General features: G+C 58.6%; 15 protein-coding genes. 3 read left to right on the forward strand and 12 right to left on the reverse strand.

Features of this window, described 5'->3' with window-relative positions; translation table 11 throughout:
* Positions 1–450: 450 nt before the first annotated feature.
* From AC244_RS09135 to AC244_RS09160, 6 genes are all read right to left on the reverse strand, one after another.
* Positions 451–1,263 (reverse strand): nickel-binding protein, encoded by an 813-nt coding sequence (locus AC244_RS09135; protein WP_053248516.1) that lies wholly within the window; start codon positions 1,261–1,263, stop codon positions 451–453.
* A gap of 140 nt (positions 1,264–1,403) precedes the next feature.
* Positions 1,404–2,207: a hypothetical protein gene (locus tag AC244_RS09140; RefSeq protein ID WP_053248517.1), complete on the reverse strand. Its 804-nt coding sequence runs from the start codon at positions 2,205–2,207 to the stop codon at positions 1,404–1,406.
* A gap of 158 nt (positions 2,208–2,365) precedes the next feature.
* Positions 2,366–3,157 (reverse strand): hypothetical protein, encoded by a 792-nt coding sequence (locus AC244_RS09145; RefSeq protein WP_053248518.1) that lies wholly within the window; start codon positions 3,155–3,157, stop codon positions 2,366–2,368.
* Between the two features lie 179 nt (positions 3,158–3,336).
* A complete protein-coding gene (locus AC244_RS09150; RefSeq protein WP_053248519.1) occupies positions 3,337–4,770 on the reverse strand; it encodes a DUF1254 domain-containing protein in 1,434 nt (477 codons plus the stop codon).
* 233 nt (positions 4,771–5,003) lie between these two features.
* Positions 5,004–6,437 carry a DUF1254 domain-containing protein gene (locus AC244_RS09155; protein WP_053248520.1) on the reverse strand — a complete coding sequence of 478 codons (1,434 nt, stop codon included), beginning with the start codon at positions 6,435–6,437 and terminating at the stop codon, positions 5,004–5,006.
* A gap of 165 nt (positions 6,438–6,602) precedes the next feature.
* Entirely contained in the window at positions 6,603–7,127 is a 525-nt protein-coding gene (locus AC244_RS09160) for a hypothetical protein (protein ID WP_063934091.1), read from the reverse strand.
* Positions 7,128–7,267: 140 nt separating this feature from the next.
* Between AC244_RS09160 and AC244_RS09165 the strand changes: the two genes are divergently transcribed.
* Positions 7,268–8,278 (forward strand): AraC family transcriptional regulator, encoded by a 1,011-nt coding sequence (locus AC244_RS09165; RefSeq protein WP_053248521.1) that lies wholly within the window; start codon positions 7,268–7,270, stop codon positions 8,276–8,278.
* Positions 8,279–8,336: 58 nt separating this feature from the next.
* On the opposite strand, the gene AC244_RS09170 is transcribed toward AC244_RS09165, so the two are convergent.
* The 5 genes from AC244_RS09170 to AC244_RS09190 form a co-directional block, all read right to left on the reverse strand.
* Entirely contained in the window at positions 8,337–8,789 is a 453-nt protein-coding gene (locus AC244_RS09170) for a DUF2721 domain-containing protein (RefSeq protein ID WP_053248522.1), read from the reverse strand.
* Positions 8,790–8,899: 110 nt separating this feature from the next.
* Positions 8,900–10,933: a mechanosensitive ion channel family protein gene (locus AC244_RS09175; RefSeq protein WP_053248523.1), complete on the reverse strand. Its 2,034-nt coding sequence runs from the start codon at positions 10,931–10,933 to the stop codon at positions 8,900–8,902.
* 162 nt (positions 10,934–11,095) lie between these two features.
* Positions 11,096–12,604, reverse strand: a complete 1,509-nt coding sequence (locus tag AC244_RS09180) for a DUF1254 domain-containing protein (protein WP_414735897.1) — start codon at positions 12,602–12,604, stop codon at positions 11,096–11,098.
* Between the two features lie 136 nt (positions 12,605–12,740).
* A complete protein-coding gene (locus AC244_RS09185) occupies positions 12,741–13,010 on the reverse strand; it encodes a hypothetical protein (RefSeq protein WP_234716908.1) in 270 nt (89 codons plus the stop codon).
* A 53-nt stretch (positions 13,011–13,063) separates the two neighbouring features.
* Positions 13,064–13,864, reverse strand: a complete 801-nt coding sequence (locus AC244_RS09190) for a DUF2092 domain-containing protein (protein ID WP_082366795.1) — start codon at positions 13,862–13,864, stop codon at positions 13,064–13,066.
* A gap of 193 nt (positions 13,865–14,057) precedes the next feature.
* Here AC244_RS09190 and AC244_RS09195 point away from each other — a divergent pair, with 193 nt between their 5' ends.
* Both AC244_RS09195 and AC244_RS09200 read left to right on the forward strand, forming a co-directional pair.
* Positions 14,058–14,996, forward strand: coding sequence for an AraC family transcriptional regulator (locus tag AC244_RS09195; RefSeq protein WP_234716888.1), 939 nt, complete (start codon positions 14,058–14,060; stop codon positions 14,994–14,996).
* Positions 14,997–15,285: 289 nt separating this feature from the next.
* On the forward strand, positions 15,286–15,465 hold the full coding sequence (locus tag AC244_RS09200; RefSeq protein ID WP_053248528.1) for a hypothetical protein: 180 nt from the start codon (positions 15,286–15,288) through the stop codon (positions 15,463–15,465).
* A gap of 396 nt (positions 15,466–15,861) precedes the next feature.
* Here AC244_RS09200 and AC244_RS09205 read toward each other — a convergent pair whose 3' ends face one another.
* Positions 15,862–17,178: an aspartate aminotransferase family protein gene (locus AC244_RS09205; protein ID WP_053248529.1), complete on the reverse strand. Its 1,317-nt coding sequence runs from the start codon at positions 17,176–17,178 to the stop codon at positions 15,862–15,864.
* Position 17,179: the final 1 nt, after the last annotated feature.

Consider the following 17,179-nt stretch of genomic DNA (forward strand, 5'->3'; position numbering starts at 1 on the left):
ACTGGATATATGGATGGTAGTCAACCGGTAAAGCCTTCACCCCTCTGAGGCAACTCTTTTAACCGGTCAAGCCCCGCGCGAACGGGCTCTGGCAGCGTTGCAGCCGGCGCAGGGGCTCATCAACAAGTGGCCAGCTCAGTGGTTCGACCGCCGGTGGCGGCGGGTGACGTGAAGTAGGCGCCGGGAATCCTGGATGCCCCGGTTCGAACCCGCCTCGACCCAGACCGAAATCGAGAAGGACCCTTCAAGCAGGGTATCGTGGACAAGATGGAGAGGCCGGCGGACTGCAATCCTGTCGGCGAGGTTGGACGGGGCCAGGGCCAGGGGCAGGCTTGCCGAGATCGAGGCGCATCGCACTTCAAATACTCTTATGCATAGTGGCCGATCTGTCGCGGCCGCAATTGCGAGATCTGCGGCTCTAATCACCTCAGGGCCGGGCTCTAACCATGGCTAATTCAGCCACTCGCACCGGTAAGCCCGGATTGGCTTTGCAAACCCCTTTAGCCGGTGGCGGCCACCATGAGTGAAGACATCAGCCTTGCCATACTCTTGGTATATGTTTTCGGATATCAGGATTTGATCGCTATGGGCGGCAGCGCAAAGCCTTGCTGCCAGTTGCACCGTGGTGCCGAAGAGATCATTGCTGTCCTCGACAGGTTCGCCACAATCCAGTCCGATGCGGATATGGATTGGCTCGGCATTGCCTGCGTTGTAGCGATGGAACTCGCGTTGGATCTCAATTGCACAGTCGACTGCAGATACCGTGGAGGAGAACGCCGCCATGATTCCATCTCCGGTGTGCTTGACCTCACGGCCGGATGATCGTCCCAGGCAACCGCGAACGAGGGCATCATGAGCTCTGATGAGTTCAGTGGCCATACGATCGCCAAGGCGCGACGTCATCTCGGTAGATCCAACCATGTCGGTGAAAAGGATCGCCCGGTGGCCGGCATCCATGCCTTTCGAGATCGATTCAGCCGCCTCAGGATCTTGTATTCGCCCGAGAAATGCTTCGACAGCTGATAGCGCCACCTCCACGACTTCGCCGGCAATGAACCCGTGGGCCTCACGATGAACGCATTGCGCGGTTTCAGCGTCCGGCGCATCTATCAGACAGAAGGTCGTTCCACGCCGGTGGTCAAACCAGTAGGTCAGGAACTTGACGCCGTACTGGTCCTGTATGCTGAGATCTTTAAGGTGTGCTTCGGCGACATCAGCAGCGGAAGCGCCTGCAAGATCATGCCGGTCCATGAAGATAGGCATTCGTTCGCTCCCGAAGGGGCCGTCGCCACAGCCAGCCTCAGTTTACGACAGTGCCGGGCCATCGTCTATCTCGGATAGAGCGCCGTCGCGCGAGTTGCCCACCGGCTCCAAAAAGCCGCGGTTCAAGCGGCCATTCGCCGTTACTTCGGGAACAAGAACGTTACTGCCGCTCTGAAACCCCAACCTTCTGGACCGTTCTGAGGTGCTTGTGCCCAATACCGAGCACCCGCTGTCAAGCTCACGGGTTGCTCGCCGAATTTCACCAGCTTCGACACCTGAAAGTTAACGGGAACTGACCACGCGTCGTTACTCCAGTCGTACGAGCTTTCGGTATTCAGCGCAAAGGTCCAAGCATCGGGTGTCGTATAGGAAAGGAATGGCTGCAGAAACGTCGAACTGACATCCTGCCGGTCACTTTGCCCGGCGAAGGACCAGATATGGTTGGCCAGGATCCCGTATGTCCATGGCCCGTCCTGTTTCAAGGCGACGGCCGTGGGGCCAGCTCCCCATTTTCCACGCCCAAGCAGTTCATCGGTCGCGGTTGGGATAAGGAAGACCGGTCCAGCACCCCAGATGATCCCGCCTGGGCCAGGTTGCTTGGGGGAAACGAAAAGGCTCTGGGTGATATCGCCGAGACCGAACTGGTGCCCGGATTGCCCCGCTATGTCATTTTGCGAGATCACGGGCAAGATTGTGCGCGAGATGATGTTCCAGTCTTCGTTTAGCGAGATTGGGATGACTGGTTGTATGTTGAGGACTTCGCGGTTGCCATTCTCCGGGCCGTAACCGCGATCATAGTTGAACTGAAAGGGCACGCTGATGAGCGAAGCAATCGGATTGCTGAGCTTCTTGGCGAGGTCAGCGCCAGACTCTTGAGCAACGGCTGACCCGACCGTGGCCATGAAAGATACAGTCAAACAGATAATTCTGTAGTGCGGCTTCATATTGTGATCTCGGCCCCTGGATTCGAAGGTTTTCTGTGCTGCTTTGCCTCAAGACGGCAGTGGTGCAACTCGCGTGACGGCACAGTCAGCGGACCACGATCGGTCCGCTCGTTGTCTACAAACGTCCGCTGAACGTCCGCGAACGGCACATGAGCATCCTAAAACCGTACGACCAGTCCGAGGATGGGCCCCTGCTGAACGGTGTCGAACACGAACCCATCATCGCTGTAGTCGACGCCCAAAGCGCGGTAGCCGGCAACTGCCGAAATCGTGTCGCTAAACCGGTAACCAATCGTCGCAGCGACGTCCCAGTCGAGATCGGCCCCCCCTGCCCCAATGAACCCCCACCCTGTCAGATAGATTTCGGGAGTGAGCGAATAGGTGCCCCGAAGGCCGGCTAAACCGTCCACCCACGTTGCATCATCGCGTCTGGAACGCCCATCCAGAATGCCGCCACTGAAGGAAAGCTCGCTTTCGACGGACCAGACGCGCAGACCACCGACGATTTCGAGCCGCGCGGTGCTGTCCTCGAAAACGGAATACCCTGCACCGAGCAGCCCGGCGAATGTCTCGGATGAGAGCTCGACGTCGGTTGCAAGGATGCCTCTTGGCGTGCCAGCCTGCCCCGAAATCTTCGTATACATGACATCGCCGAAGATGCTGTAGGGCCCATTGCGGGCTTCGCCCATCGCCATGGCTCCGAAATCGAGGTGATCGAAGATGTCGCTGAAACTGGAGTCTACATGCACCGCCGGTAACCCGAACTGCGCAACGTCCCCCGACAATCCAGCCGCCCAGAAATAGGGGGCAAAAGTAAAGGTCCAGCCGCCCTCGGCGGTCGTCTGCTGAACCTCCGGCGTCATGGGCGAATAGATGTCCGCAGCGCTCGCTCCGCTACTAGCCAGACCGATCCCCATCGCTGTCAAAGCGCGACGTAAGTATAATTTCATGCTAGCCCCCAATAACTGTCGTGTCGTCTACCAAGGAGCAAAGCGCTTGGTCAGTCTTGCTCCTTGGGTACTGGCTTTGTCTGTTCCTTGCGCCCCCCTGCGCAAATGCCGACCGGCGCCAACTGTCCCAGGGCACGATGACCACGAGGAACAGAAAGCGTCAGCACAGACGGCGAAAATTATCCCGCCACGATGATGCCGGGCGGCTGCCACGTCCCTTGCCCCGGCGGCAGGATGGATGGCGCTTCCGTCTTCGGCCAGTACAGGCGCATCACGAGATAGATCGTGTCATTGGGCGCAGGCAGCCAATTTGCCTCCTTGTCTGCGCCGGGGCTGTCTTTCTGGATGTAGAGGGTGAGCGAACCGTCGTCGTTCTTCTTCATGGCTGACAACATCGGCGAGTTGATGAGGTAGCGGTTGATCGGGTTTTCGATCAGGAGTTGGGACTTACCATCATACATTGTTAGCGACCAGAACGAATTCACCGGTGGTAGGTGTCCCGCCGGGAAGGTCAGTGTGTAATTGTGCTTGCTGCCGTCCAGCGTCTGGCCGTCGCTGTCAACGCGCGTGAACGGATAGGTCGCTTCCGCCGGGTCATTACCATAAATTCCGGCTTGAGCGGCGATGGCACGCTTCAACCAGTCGCCATTGTAGTGGGCGCTGTCGCCTGGAAGACCGCTAACCCGCCAGCCATTGATCGCCTTGCCGACATCGGCGACGGCCTCGTCGACCTTCCGCTGGCCTTCCTTCATGCCGAGGCCAAGCTCCAGCTTGTGCTCCAGTGGTAGGTCTTTGAAGTTTAGGGTCTTGCCTGGCCCGACGCCGATACGTGCCAGCTTGGCGCGTATCTCCTTCTCATTACCCTGCGCCGGCGCGAATTGCAGCGCAAAATCGAGATAATCCAAGAAGTTGGTCTTCACCAGTTCCTTATCGATCTTGGGGAATTCGATGGCTGGCGCGGCCGGCGGCGGCGTCTGCTTCAGATAGGCGGAGAGCATCTGCACCTTGTAGCCCGCCTGCACCTTCTTGACGTTGTCGAGATCATCCGGGCCGAAAAGTTGGGTGCGATAGCCCGCGAGAGAAAACTGTGTGCTCGAACGAAATACCTGCTTGATGCCCGCCGGGGTGTCGCCCTCCCACTCGGGCCCGACCACCATATAGTCGCCGGGCTCGTTCCCTGTGGCACGGGTGCCGATATAGCCGTAATTGTAGGTATTGCCGTCGCAGAGCATGACCGAGTAGTAGCGCTTCGGATCGATCGCCGGCACCGAGAGCACCACCGGTTCCGCCCGCAAATCCATCCACACGAAGGAATAGGGTGTGTCGCTGTTGGGCGTGACGATTGCCGTATCTTTGTAGGTGAAGACGTTAGGTTCGTTCTTGATCTGATTGAACGGCGCCTTGAACTGCCCCGAATTGCGATCTACCGCGTACTCGTACATGATGGCATAGTTCATCACGAGCGGCAGACCGTAGATGAAACCTTCCTCGGCGATGTCCTTTGCCTCGATGATGCCCGGGTAGCTTTGCGCCATCAGGAGGCTTGGCCTCGCAATCGCGGCGCTAGCGGCGATCACCGCGGTGGATCGAAGTAGATCTCTCTTCGTCAGCATTTGACGTACTCCTTCAATATTCGGTGAGTTATCGAAACGACGCGAGCTGTGGGGCAGCCCCCGGAACCCTGGACGCAATTGTCCGCTGCTGAAGCAGCCCAATGGCAAACGCCCAGCGAGCAGATTTAAGAACGCACCGCCTATGCAAATGCCGGCTGTCGCTAACTATCCTCGGTCATGATGACCACAAGAAGCAGAGGCGCCAGCCAAGCATCAGCACAGTCGGGGGAGAACTATTCGGCCACAGTGATACCGGGCGGCTGCCATGTCCCTTCGCCCGGCGGCAGAATCGAAGGCGCTTCTGTTTTCGGCCAGTAGAGCCGCATGGCCGTATAAATCGGGCCGTTCGGCGCCGGCAGCCAGTTCGATTCCTTGTCCTCACCCGGCGACTTGTGCTGGACGTAAAGCGTTAGCGACCCGTCGGCGTTCTTTTTCAAAGTCGGCAGCATCGGCGAATTGATCAGATAGCGGTTGATCGGATTCTCGATCAGCAACTGGGTCTTGCCATCGTACATGGTCACCGACCAGAAGGCGTTGACCGGCGGCAATTGATCGGCCGGGAAGGTCAGCGTGTAGTTGTGCTTGCTTCCGTCGAGCGGTCTGTCTTCCGAATCGAATTTTCCGAGCGGATAGGTCGCCTCCTCATCGTCGTTTCCAAAGATGCCCGCCTTGGCGCCCGCGGCGCGTTTCAGCCAGTCGCCATTAAAGAATGTGGCGTCGCCAAAGAGGGAGCTGAGCCGCCATCCGTTGACCGATACGCCGGCCTTGTCGACGGCCTCGTCGACCTTTCGTTCTCCTTGCTTCATTCCGATGAGAATCTCGGCTTTGTGCTCAAGCGGGAGATCCTTGAAGCTGAAGGTTTTTCCTGCGCCGACACCGATGCGCGCAAGCTTCGCCCGGATATCCTTCTCGCTCTCCAGCGCCGGCGCAAACTGCAGGCAGAAATCGAGATACTCGAAGAAGTTCGTCTTCACGAGTTCCTTGTCAATCTTCGGAAAATTCAAGGCCGGCGAAGCGGGCGGCGCCGACTGCTTCAGGTAGGCGGAAAGCGGCTGCGCCTTGTAGCCAGCCTGCACCTTCGTCACGTTGTCGATGTCGGCCTGATCAAAAAGCTGGGTGCGGTAGAGAGCGAGCGAGAACTGCGTGCTCGACTGGAACACCTTCTTCACTCCAGCGGGAGTTGCTCCCTTCCAGTCGGGTCCGACGACCATGTAGTCGCCGGCATCGTTCCCCGTGGCGCGCCTGCCGATATACCCGTAATTATATGTATTGCCGTCGATAAGCTGGACGGAATAGTAACGCGTTGCGTCCACAGCCGGAACCGAAAGCACCATCGGTTCCGACCTCAGGTCCATCCATACAAGTGAATACGGCGTGTCGCTGTTCGGCGAAATGACGGCGGTGTCTTTATAAGTGTAGACGTTGGATTCGTTCTTGATCTGATTGAACGGCGCCTTGAACTGCCCCGAATTCTGGTCAACGGCATATTCGTACATGATGGCGTAGTTCATCACGATCGGCAGACCGTAGATGAAGCCTTCCTCGGCGATGTCCTTGGCCTCGATGATGCCCGGGTAGCTTTGCGCCATCAGGAGGCTTGGCCTCGCAATCGCGGCGCCAGCGGCGATCACCGCCGTGGATCGAAGCAGATCTCTCTTGGTCAGCATTTGCCGTATTCCTTCATTATTCGATGAGTTATCGAAACCATGCTAGCTGTAGGGCAACCCCGGAACCCTGGACGTAATTGTCCGGTTCGTTGGCTGTTGGTGAGTATTCGAAAGAGCCGATGGGGGCTGCGGGCAGGACCGTACCGAGCGGCAATCCGGCAGGTGCTAGTACAGAAACGCCCGCCGGTAGCCGCGCCTGGCCACGCCCGCATAGGAGAGCGGCGTCAACGGCATGCCGATGATGTCGATGAACACAGAGACATCGGAGCCCTTCTCCGGCATTTCGCCACCAACCACCTTCACCGTGTAGGTCAAGTTATTGTCGTGCAGTTCCGGATTCTCCAGCACGACGACAACCTGTCGGAGCTTGCTCCCTTCGAGGATCGACAGGTCGGCATTCGGCGGATCGGAAAGGAAGCTGTCCTTGCCCTTGCTCCAGAACGGCACGAAAGCGGCCGTGTCCATGTTCCCGGCAATACGCTCGGGACGGTCAGAGAAAAACAACGTGGCGCCGCCAATACCTTCGAGCGTCAGTTTGCTCGACGCCTTGTCGAATTTCATGGCGCTTGCGGTTTGAACGAACAGGAAGTCGGCGACTTCGTCGGTTGCCTGCGCCAGTCGCGGCATGAACGGCACTGTCGTCGCCGCGACAGCTGTGGCTGCCAGCAATAGGTTCCGTCTGGTTGTCATAGTCGCTCCCCTCCTACAGGTCGCAAGATGTTCAAATCTCTACTTGTGCTACTCACATGTTTTACGGCACTAAACAGTATTCGCAATACGAAACCACTCATTTTGCGCCACGGTTGTCTTATTTCTGGAGTGTTGCATACATGGCTGAGATCCCGGTCATTTCCAACCGCATCCTCTCTGGCATGCCGGCCTTCATACGGCGTGAAATGGGGCAAAAGGCGCTGCTGCAGGCCAATCGTGCCATCGGCTTCGATCTCGAACTGACCGAGGGAGAGAACTGCTTCATCCCGCACGCAGCAGTAATCGGCTTCGTCGAAGCGGCCGCACGCGCCGCCGGCGAGAGCAATTTCGGAATCCTGATCACTCCGATGATGAATGCCGCCAACTATGGCAGCTTCGGTCACTACGTATTTGGCGCCGGCAGCCTCGGGCAGGCCCTCGAGCGCAGCATTGTTGGCCTTCGTTATCATAGTACGGTTGATAGGATGTCAGTCGCGGTGGTTGGCGACGAGGTACGGTACAGCTATGTGTTCGCTTTGGCCGGCCACTCTGGATATGCCAGTATTGTCTGTGCCGCCGCGGGCGTCCTGCTCAGCCTCTTCAAGTCTTATCTGCCCCCTGACTGGCGACCGCTGCGCGTCGAGCTTGACACCGACAGACCGCGCCAGACGGGCCTTTTTGAAGATCTCTTCCAGTGTCCGGTTCTCTTCAACGCACCCGCGACAAGCATCGTTACGGATCGCCATCATCTTTCCGCTCCTGCGAGGCCCGCTTCATGGCCAATTGTCACCATCGAGGATGTGGCGCGAGACCGGCGAGGCGGCGCTCCACGGGATCTGCTCGAGGTCATCATGGAGCAGGTTCGGGTCCAAGTTCTCACCGGCAGCGTGTCGATCGATAGTGCCGCGCAATCGTTGGACACCAGCGTCCGGACCCTGCAACGTGAGCTGAACAGAGCCGGCACGGATTTTCGTGGGTTGGCGGGCGCGGCAAGGGTTCAGCGGGCCATTGAACTGCTGCGGCACACGAACGGCTCGATCACGCGCGTGTCGGCGGAGTTAGGATATTCGTCTCCAGCCAATTTCGCCCGGGCATTCCGAAAGGCAACCGGCAACGGACCGCGGGAATTCCGCTCGAATATCTCGCGTTGAATGTACGGCCGTTGGCCGTTCAGCAACGCGAGCGGCCACCAAGATCAGAAGTACCTGGTCAGTCTTGCTCCATGGGGACTCGGTCCATTCGTATTTGCCGCAACAAATTCCGTCCGGCGATCAGCAATTCGAACAGGAATGCGACAAGCGATCCGATGAGCGAGACTATGGCACCACCAAAAAACCAGAAGAGATTTTCTTGCCGCAGTCCAATGGCAAGAGCGCCAGCAAGTAGATTTAAGATTGCGCCGCCCGTGCAAATGCCGGCCATAACCCCAAGCACGACCGCAACCTCCAGTGCAAGTGCCCTTCGCCGCAGATACGCGATCTGCATGCGAAACAACTTGCCCTGCTTACCCCTATCCGCGACCTCGTTCAGCCGGTCCGATACTCTCCCGAGCCGAATGGTGTAGATACTGACAAAACCTGCGGTACCAGCCAACAAAAAGACCGGCGCAAGGGATGTTTGTATGACAGAGGCAAGGTCGTTGACGATCGGCGGTGTGTCCATAATTCCTCTTAGAGCATTTCGAGGAAAAGTGCGAAGTGGTTTTCCGTCGGTAAATGCGCAAAAACAAAGAGATAGAGCGTTTCCTGCGCTCCCTTTAAACCCGAAACGCTCTAGAAAGCTGGCCCATTGGGTCCCGGTGGAGCAGTGGTGCCTTGAAGTTGCAGCGTGGTGTGAGCCGCAGCAGTTGAACCTTTGTCATCTCCACTAACCTGGACTACAGGCTGAGCGAAATCGATCCCGTTGTCGCCAAACAACTGCATTAGCATCGTATATGCCTTGCGGCGGATCACGGTTTGATCGCCAGGCTTACAGGTGAAGCCAACGCCGAGTTCGATGCCGTACTCGCCAATTTGCTCGACGCCCTTGAGCTTGAGTGGCTCGATGAATGACGACCCGAGCTCCGGATCGGCCTGCAACTGCCCGCCGATTGTCTTGATGAGCTTGCGGACCTTATCGAGATCCGTTTTGAAGGGGACACGGATGCGGAACTTATCAACCGTCCAGTCACGGCTCAAATTCTTGATAGCGCCAAGCGACCCGAAGGGCACCGTGAATATCGGTCCGCGATGGTGCCGCAGCCGCACTGACCGTAAACTGAAGGACTCGACTGTGCCTATGTAATTTCCCGCCTCAATATACTCTCCGACGCGGAACGCATCGTCCAAAAGATAAAAAATACCACTGACGACGTCCTTGACGAGCGTCTGTGAACCGAACCCAATAGCCACGCCCACCACGCCAGCACCGGCGACGAGTGGGCCTATCTGGACCCCCATCTGCGAGAGGACCGTAAGTGCGGCCACACTCAGAAGTCCCGCGGCCAACGCGTTGCGGAATACAGGCAGCAAGGTACGAAGCCGGCCCTGGCGCGCGATCTCATTCGGTGCGAGTGCTCCTCCCTCGCCAACGCGGCCGAGCTGACGGGCTATGTAAGCATTCCCCAACCGCCAAACGAGGTCGATGACCAGCAAAATGACGACGCTGTTGAAGGCGCCGGCTATGATTGTCTTGGCGAGCGCCAGCTGACCGGTAATGGGCTGGAAATTGTGACGCCAAACGAATGCGATCCAATCCACTGCGATGATGACGATGATAGCTCGCGCGCCTCGAACTAGCAGCACTGTCTTCGGGTCTGTCGCACCATCGTCATTCCAGCGTGAAGCCGCAACCGCGTGGGTCAACCTGTCAGCGATTGAGAGGGCGCGGGGCACAACAACAAACATAATGCCGAGCCAAAATAGCGCCAGGAAACCACCGCACCAGAGCAGCCAGAGCGTTACAGCGCCGGTAATGCCGGTTGTCCGAGGCACGCCTCGGCCCAAAAGCTGTGCATCATCGCCTGAGCGGTTGCGGCCGATAGCTTCGATCGCGATCAGGAGAAGCAGACCCGAAAATCCAATGGCAATCAGCGAACGGACGTCCGTGGAAACGGCGAGGCGCTCGCATATAGCCGAGAACGCCATCGCCAATGCCAGCACCGCGACGAACAGCCGGACACGGGGGTAGGCCTTAGCCATCGGCACGGATACGGTCATCGCGAGCCGACAGATCGCCAGCGCGCTTCGGTAGCCGACTGTCGCGACGAGCGAATAAAGCACGACCACGCGCATGAGCGGCGGCCAGGCGAAGATCAGAAAGACGAAGGCAACCGTCGCCGTGAAAATCAACGGTGGCGCAAACTCCCTGTGAACTTGCGCCAAGAGATGATTGGGCAAGGTCACATCCGGCCCTGAGCGACGAAAGAACCATTCCACGCCAAAACCAATGCCCGCGATTATGCCGATCATCAGGATCCCGGGGGCAAAGCCGCTATCGTGCGCCTCTCGCCGGACCGAGGAGGCTGCGCGGTAGAGTTCGCTGCCTATACGCGGCACAGCAGACAGGAGGACGTGGAGGCGGGTACGCGAGCGAGCCTCTAAGTCGTCGATGACCCGCGCCACCTCGGCGGCGCCCTTTTCGGGAACTGCTGCTTGCCTTTGCGCCAACCATGTCTTCACGTCCGCATCTTCGAGGAGAAGCAGCAGCTCGGCCACCTTTGATGATTCTGCTGTGCTCGTTGCCGGCGCCTTCGCCTGCGCGTGCGACAGGGAAACAGTCGACAGGCAGATGAGCAGGCTCAGTAGCAGAAAGCGAATGATGAACATGTAACCCCGTCGCAGCAAACGAGCGCTGGCCGCTCTCAAACAAGGCGGCAAATAATCCCAGCTGATGCTGATCCGACACAACCAGTCGGATCAGCATTGAAGATGAAAACCAGCATGGAGGCGAGCGCTAATATCGCGATCAGTTGATCACGGATATTCTGATCACTCGGCCAGTTCGATTTCACCCGGCTTCCAGGATTTATCGAACCACGACTCCAGCGGACCATAGAGGCGCAGGAGGACGTTCCAACCTTTGCCGGGAACGGTCTGCACCCAGTTAGCCTCGTGACCTGCCGGTGCTGTCGGGCCGAACCAGACATCCACCGAAGAGTCTGCGTTGACGACAAGGTCCTTCTTATCGCTGCCTATGCTCGGGAACTGATTGTCGGTCTGTAGCATCGACCGGGTCTGGTTGTCATAGACGACGAATGACCAGAAGTCCTTGGCGGGGATATTCGGCGGCAGGTGAACCTTGTAAGTCTTGCTACCGTCGAGAGGCTTTTTCTCGCTGTCAGTTGTTGCTCCAGCGTATTGCGAACCGACGCCGACACGCTTTATCGCCATAGCCGGCGTGATCCCGGTCGCGTAGTAGTGAAACAGCACCCGGGCGTCGAGGTAGCGAACGCCGGGCTGCTGAAGGAATTCGTAGCTACCGCCGACAAAACCGGTGAACCAGGCGCTGTTGGGATAGTAATATGCGTCCTTCATCCGTGTATCGAAGGTAATCGTGCGAGCCGTCGCGTTCCCGACAGCCACGGCGTCGGTGAGGATCTTCTTCATGCGCTCGTCAGGCGCGAAGGGCTTGCCCTTCTCGATGCCGATTGCGGCAAGTTGTCCAAGCACTTCCGGGTGGTAGGCCTCGTTCGGCTCGTACTGAACGACGTCGTTTATTTCCTCGTAGAAGTGGAAATCATTGGAATGGATCGTATTGAATTCCTTGCCGCTGACGTTAACGAATTTCATCGGCGGCGGATTGGCGGTATCCGACAGACGATACACCTTGGCGAACTTCTTGGTGTTCTCGACCGCGGTCTTCGTGCTGCCGTTTTCGAGAAAGCCTCGCCAGAAAAACAGGTTGCCGTAGGTCGAACTCCGGAGCACGAAATAGCCGTCTGGGATCTCGCCCTTGTAGCCGGGGGGCAGCAGCAGGTACTTGCCACCCTTGCCCCGGTCCGGACCGGCATTTCCGAGGTCTCCGACATATTCGAACCAGTGCGTATCGATCATGCCCAGGATATTCGGTGGTGTTTCGATCACCAGTGGCCCTGCTTTGGTGTCGAGCCACATCAGATTGTAGATGCTCTCGGTATTGCCGGTGAGGAACAGCGAGCGCGAGTCCATCAGGTCTTCGAAAATGAGGATGGTCTGGTTGTTGTCCGCACCTTGGCTGGCAAGGCCAACCCTCAACGCCTCGACCGACGCCCCCGGCATGGCATTGAGAAAGGCGTCGACACCGCGCATGAAGTCGAGGTTGTTGTAGAGTTTCTCGGAAGTGGCTTTGTCCGGGAAACCATCGACGAAATTCAACGTTCCAAGCCGGGTTTCAACTTTGTCCGGGGTGGTGATGGAATCCGGTATCGGCGTCGTCATTTCCATCTTCGGCGCCGTCTGCCCATGGGCGACGCCGGCAAGAAGTACCAGTGCAGAGGCCCCTGCGAGCAGGGCTTTCATCGAGCAACTCATCATATGGCTCCTTTTAATTCCACCGAGACGACCGTACAGTTCGCTCGCTCTGTACATCGAGGGCGAAGTACAAAGTGGGAAAAGGCTGAAGATTTAAATTGAACTGGTGCAATAAGCTCTGGCATCAGTCGATGTAGACGACGACGTAACGCCCATCATAGGGCTGGTAGTAGATCCCGCCGCAGCGCCAGATCAAAACGCCGTTGATGCTGGTCTTGACACAGCCGGAGGGAAGCGCTGCGACGTAGACCGCGGAGCGGCGGATTACACGGCGGGTGGTGCGGCGCGCAACACCGGCAACACTGCCCGGGGTCACAGGACGCCCTACGACCGCCTGCGCTTCGGACACGAACGAGCCGAACGGCATTGGCATGAGACTGTCGACTGCGAGCATGGCGAGGCCGGCGATTGCGGCGCAAAGGACTTTTCTCTGCAACTTGCGCATCTTCATTCTCCCGCCTCGAGCAACATGTCGCCGGTAACGTCGGCATGTACGTGTTCGAGTTTCTTGGCGTTCGCTGGCGGTGTGAACTTAAATTGAGCGGCACCAATGCCAGCTGACTTCCAGTTGCTCAGCCGCAGCGAGTATTCCGGCGCTCCGGTTACCCATTTGGTCGTGATGACATATTTGAGCGGCAACGGATTGTTGCCCTTGCTGACCCAGATTTGCCAGTCGACAATATCTGTTCTGAAGGCGAGGTGATCGCATTCGACTCCACCAACGAACGCCGATCCGACAAGGGTTCCCTTGGTCACACCATCAGTGAGAACCGCATAGGGGTCGCTTGCCAACAGGTCGGCCCCCGGCGCATCGAGTCCGGTGGCGACGCGAAGTTCGTCTGCTGCCGCTTCAACACTTGGCCCCGGACTTTGCACCTGCGCATAGACATTCATGCCTTTGCTGTGAAGCGATATCGTATTGCCGTCGAATATCACCTCCGCATCGGAGAAAGGCCCCTTGCGCGTCAACAGAAAACCCTTGCCGCGATCGAGCGCGATGGTACCCGATGCGCTGTACTGGATCTTCTGCCCCTCAAGATCGACGATCTCCTGATCTGCGTCATAGTTGACGCTAAGAGTCGGCATCGACCTGAGATTATCGCTCATCGCAGCGAGAACCTTGGCAGCCTCGGGTTCTATCGTGTCCTGGGCCGAGGCGGACCACGCCGCCGCGCAGGCGGTGGCCGCTATCATCAATGTGTACGGGCGCCGAGCTACCCCAGGCCATTTCAGTTTGAATTTGCTCATCCGCTCACCTTCATACCCAGCTCCTCCGACGCGGCTCGCAGACGATCGGCTGTTCCGGCCTCGCCCCCTGCACAACTTCCTTGCGAAATCTCTCCGCATACTGCTATAGCGGACATGTTCCGTCTTGCCTTTTCATGCCAAGGTTGCGTCTCGGATGCTGAATTCTGCACCTTCGATCAGGATCAGGACGTTCTTGGCCATTGCGCCCTATCTGGCGAAGCACGATGTCTCGGCGATTGAGTTCTGCAAGCGCCTCGGCATATCGCCAAACGTATTCCAGAATGCCGATGGCTGGCTTCCGCGCGCCCAGTGCTTTCGCTTGGGCAATGACCTGGCGGCCGTCGCGGGGGATCCGTTCGCAGGCGCGCATGTCGGCTCCTCGACCGACCTCCGCGAGCTCGGCGGGTGGGGACAATCCGTTCTCGCAGCAAAGGATGTGGCTCACGCATGCGCGCTCGCGTCCGGCAATGTGCCGTCGATTCACCGCGGTTCAGATGTACGCTTCCTGGTGGAGGGCAGAACCGCTCGAATCGTCTTCCGCTTCGCGGATCGTTGCGAATTCGATCCCCGGCAGTTCATCTTCGGTAGTCTCGCGGTCCTGCGAAAGGTGCCTCTTTTGGCGGGGGAACCGTCCGGCATAAAGGTTCGACTGACCGCGACGAAGACGCGAGGGGTCGAGGCACTCGAGGAGTGCCTCGGGCCCAATATCGAATTGGGCTGCGAGCACGACATGATCGAATTCGATCGCGAGTTGCTCGATCTGCCTCTCAAAACCCACGAAACTGGCCCCTCAAAGGCGACGACGGCCCTGACATCGACGGTGGAGGTGGCACGGCTGCTCAGCGACAGGCTCTCCGACGACCATGAGCTTAGCTTGAAAGCCATGGCAGGAAGAGTTGACGTGTCCGTGCGTACCCTGCAGAGGCGCCTAAAATACTGCGGCGTCGAGTTCGAGGAACTGCTTGACGAGACTCGGCGAAGCGAGGCTATCCGACTGATCCGCGAAGGCGGTCACAGCATGACCGAGATCGCCTATCGGGTGGGTTACAGCGATCCCGCGCATTTCACGCGCGCATTTAGACGCTGGACAGGAAAGGCGCCATCTCGCTTCCAAAGCCAGGATGGTGAATGATCTTTTCCCTGCGATAAAGTCGTGCGCAGACGCTGGAAAAAGGTTCTCCCGGAGCGGTAGATGTTCAGCTTACCGTTCAGAAATCGATGATGCATGACGTCAGCCATCACTTTTCTATCCACGCCGCGAGATTTCAATCAAGCAGCGTGTTCATCATCAAAGGCGAAAGCCGTCATGCCCTTGCCCGTGAGATTCCCACGGTGCCCCTTATTGAGCCACGGAAATACCCGGACTTGCTCTTCCGGACAGCCAAAGGGCAGATCTCGACGCGGCGATGGATCGACGACAGATGGCCTATATCGACCAATTTATCATGTTCTGCGCTGGCGTTTGGATGACGGCGGTGGGTCTGCGCTATCTCGACATCGGCTCCCGGCAAGACTGGCTGAAACAGTTTGCCAGGCATTTCCGCTGGATGGGGCCGCTTTTGATCGTCATCTCGGTCCTTCTGCTGTTTGCACCGAGGTAGCGCTTTGTCCACCGGCCTCCAGGGCAAAGAAGGAGGTTGTCCACTGAGTCAGAGCTGGCTTTGCATTCCGAGGCCGGGACACCTGGCATGCAAGGAGGTACGGTTCTCGATTTGCCGCGCAGGCCGCCAAGCTCCGCGCTAAGATCGTCAGCGATCTGGAAGCTGGTGACCCGGTAGAACGTCCTTGTTGTAGCTCGGATTGCTGCGTGACTTGGCGACGGTCCGGATGTCGACCACTTCAGCGACTTCGCCAGCCGCAGCAAACCCGCGAACTGCTGCATGCGCCGATTGGAATGTACATTGGAAAGCGGTTACCGGAACGGCAACCTGAGCCAGGCATCCGGCCGAAACTGCTCTTTGCAGATTTAACCTGACATCACCCGGTTACCCCTTCTTTCAGAGCGTCTTCAGCACATCGCCGAGTGCATCAGCGAGCATATCGGCGTTCTCGCGGGAGAAGACGAGGGGAGGACGGATCTTCAGAACGTTAGCATTGGGGCCTGAGGCGCTGATCAGGATGCGGCGCTCGCGCAGGCCGTTGACGATGCGTGTCGTCAGGGCCGCGTCAGGACGCTTTGTGGCCGAGTCGGCGATGATCTCGACGCCGATGAAGAGCCCAGTCCCGCGCACGTCGCCGATCGCCGGATGGGTAGCTGAGAGGCTCTTCACCCTATCCATCAGGTGGCGACCAACCACCAGCGCATTCTGCTGCAGGCCTTCAATGCGGATCGTGTCCAGCACCGCTTTGCCGGCGGCGGCAGCGACTGGATTGCCGCCGAATGTGTTGAAATAGCGCGCCCGAGGACCGAACTCGGCAATGACCTCCGGGCGAAGAACGATGCCGGCCATCGGATAGCCGTTGCCCATCGGCTTGCCGATCGTCACCATATCGGGCGCGACGCCGTGGCGTTCGAAGCCCCACATGGCCTCGCCGGTGCGGCCGAAGCCGGGCTGTACTTCATCCGCCACGAAGAGACCGCCTGCCTCATGGATGGCGTCCACCGCCGGCTTCAGAAAACCTTTCGGCCCCTCGAAAATACCGTCGCTCGAAAAGATCGTGTCGGTGATCAGCATGGCCGGCTTGATGCCGTGGCGCTTCAGGTCAGCAATCGCCGCGCGCACGTCGCGGCCGAACTTTTCCATCATCTCCTCGGCGGAATGACGGTAGCTGTCCGGGGCGGGCACGGTGCGCACATGCCGGCCCAGCGTCACGGCTTCGCCGAGGGAGGGCGAGAATTCCGCGACGGCGCCCGTGAGGCCGTGATAGGCAAGCTCCGTCGCGATGATGCCTGTGCCGCCGGTGACGAAGCGGGCGATGCGCACCGCAAGGTCATTCGCCTCGCTGCCGGTACAGGTGAACATGGCCTGGCTGAGCGCTTCGGGGAAAGTGGCCGTCAGCGCCTCTGCATAGTCGATGATGCCTTCGTGCAGGTAGCGCGTGTGGGTGTTAAGCACGGCGGTTTGCCTGGTGATCGCCTCCACCACGCGCGGGTGGCAATGGCCGAGCGAGGCGACGTTATTGTAGGCATCGAGATATCGTTCGCCGGCCGCGTCATAGAGAAAGACGCCTTCGGCGCGCACGAGATGCAGCGGTTTTTCATAGAAGAGGCGGTAGGCGGGACCGAGCACTTTTTCCCGGCGCGCGATCAGCGCCCGTTCGGCCTCGTCGAGCCGTTCGAAATCTTCGTGCGAGAAAGCATTCACCATCGACATG

This window comes from Ensifer adhaerens, assembly GCF_001270265.1.
GTDB lineage: Bacteria > Pseudomonadota > Alphaproteobacteria > Rhizobiales > Rhizobiaceae > Ensifer > Ensifer adhaerens_B.

What these genes read in the sequence shown, in the direction of transcription:
- AC244_RS09135 (WP_053248516.1), bottom strand. Translation starts at nt 1,263, where the DNA reads ATGCCTATCTTCATGGACCGGCATGATCTTGCAGGCGCTTCCGCTGCT.
- AC244_RS09140 (WP_053248517.1), bottom strand. Translation starts at nt 2,207, where the DNA reads ATGAAGCCGCACTACAGAATTATCTGTTTGACTGTATCTTTCATGGCC.
- AC244_RS09145 (WP_053248518.1), bottom strand. Translation starts at nt 3,157, where the DNA reads ATGAAATTATACTTACGTCGCGCTTTGACAGCGATGGGGATCGGTCTG.
- AC244_RS09150 (WP_053248519.1), bottom strand. Translation starts at nt 4,770, where the DNA reads ATGCTGACGAAGAGAGATCTACTTCGATCCACCGCGGTGATCGCCGCT.
- AC244_RS09155 (WP_053248520.1), bottom strand. Translation starts at nt 6,437, where the DNA reads ATGCTGACCAAGAGAGATCTGCTTCGATCCACGGCGGTGATCGCCGCT.
- AC244_RS09160 (WP_063934091.1), bottom strand. Translation starts at nt 7,127, where the DNA reads ATGACAACCAGACGGAACCTATTGCTGGCAGCCACAGCTGTCGCGGCG.
- AC244_RS09165 (WP_053248521.1), top strand. Translation starts at nt 7,268, where the DNA reads ATGGCTGAGATCCCGGTCATTTCCAACCGCATCCTCTCTGGCATGCCG.
- AC244_RS09170 (WP_053248522.1), bottom strand. Translation starts at nt 8,789, where the DNA reads ATGGACACACCGCCGATCGTCAACGACCTTGCCTCTGTCATACAAACA.
- AC244_RS09175 (WP_053248523.1), bottom strand. Translation starts at nt 10,933, where the DNA reads ATGTTCATCATTCGCTTTCTGCTACTGAGCCTGCTCATCTGCCTGTCG.
- AC244_RS09180 (WP_414735897.1), bottom strand. Translation starts at nt 12,604, where the DNA reads ATGAAAGCCCTGCTCGCAGGGGCCTCTGCACTGGTACTTCTTGCCGGC.
- AC244_RS09185 (WP_234716908.1), bottom strand. Translation starts at nt 13,010, where the DNA reads ATGCTCGCAGTCGACAGTCTCATGCCAATGCCGTTCGGCTCGTTCGTG.
- AC244_RS09190 (WP_082366795.1), bottom strand. Translation starts at nt 13,864, where the DNA reads ATGAGCAAATTCAAACTGAAATGGCCTGGGGTAGCTCGGCGCCCGTAC.
- AC244_RS09200 (WP_053248528.1), top strand. Translation starts at nt 15,286, where the DNA reads ATGGCCTATATCGACCAATTTATCATGTTCTGCGCTGGCGTTTGGATG.
- AC244_RS09205 (WP_053248529.1), bottom strand. Translation starts at nt 17,178, where the DNA reads ATGTCGATGGTGAATGCTTTCTCGCACGAAGATTTCGAACGGCTCGAC.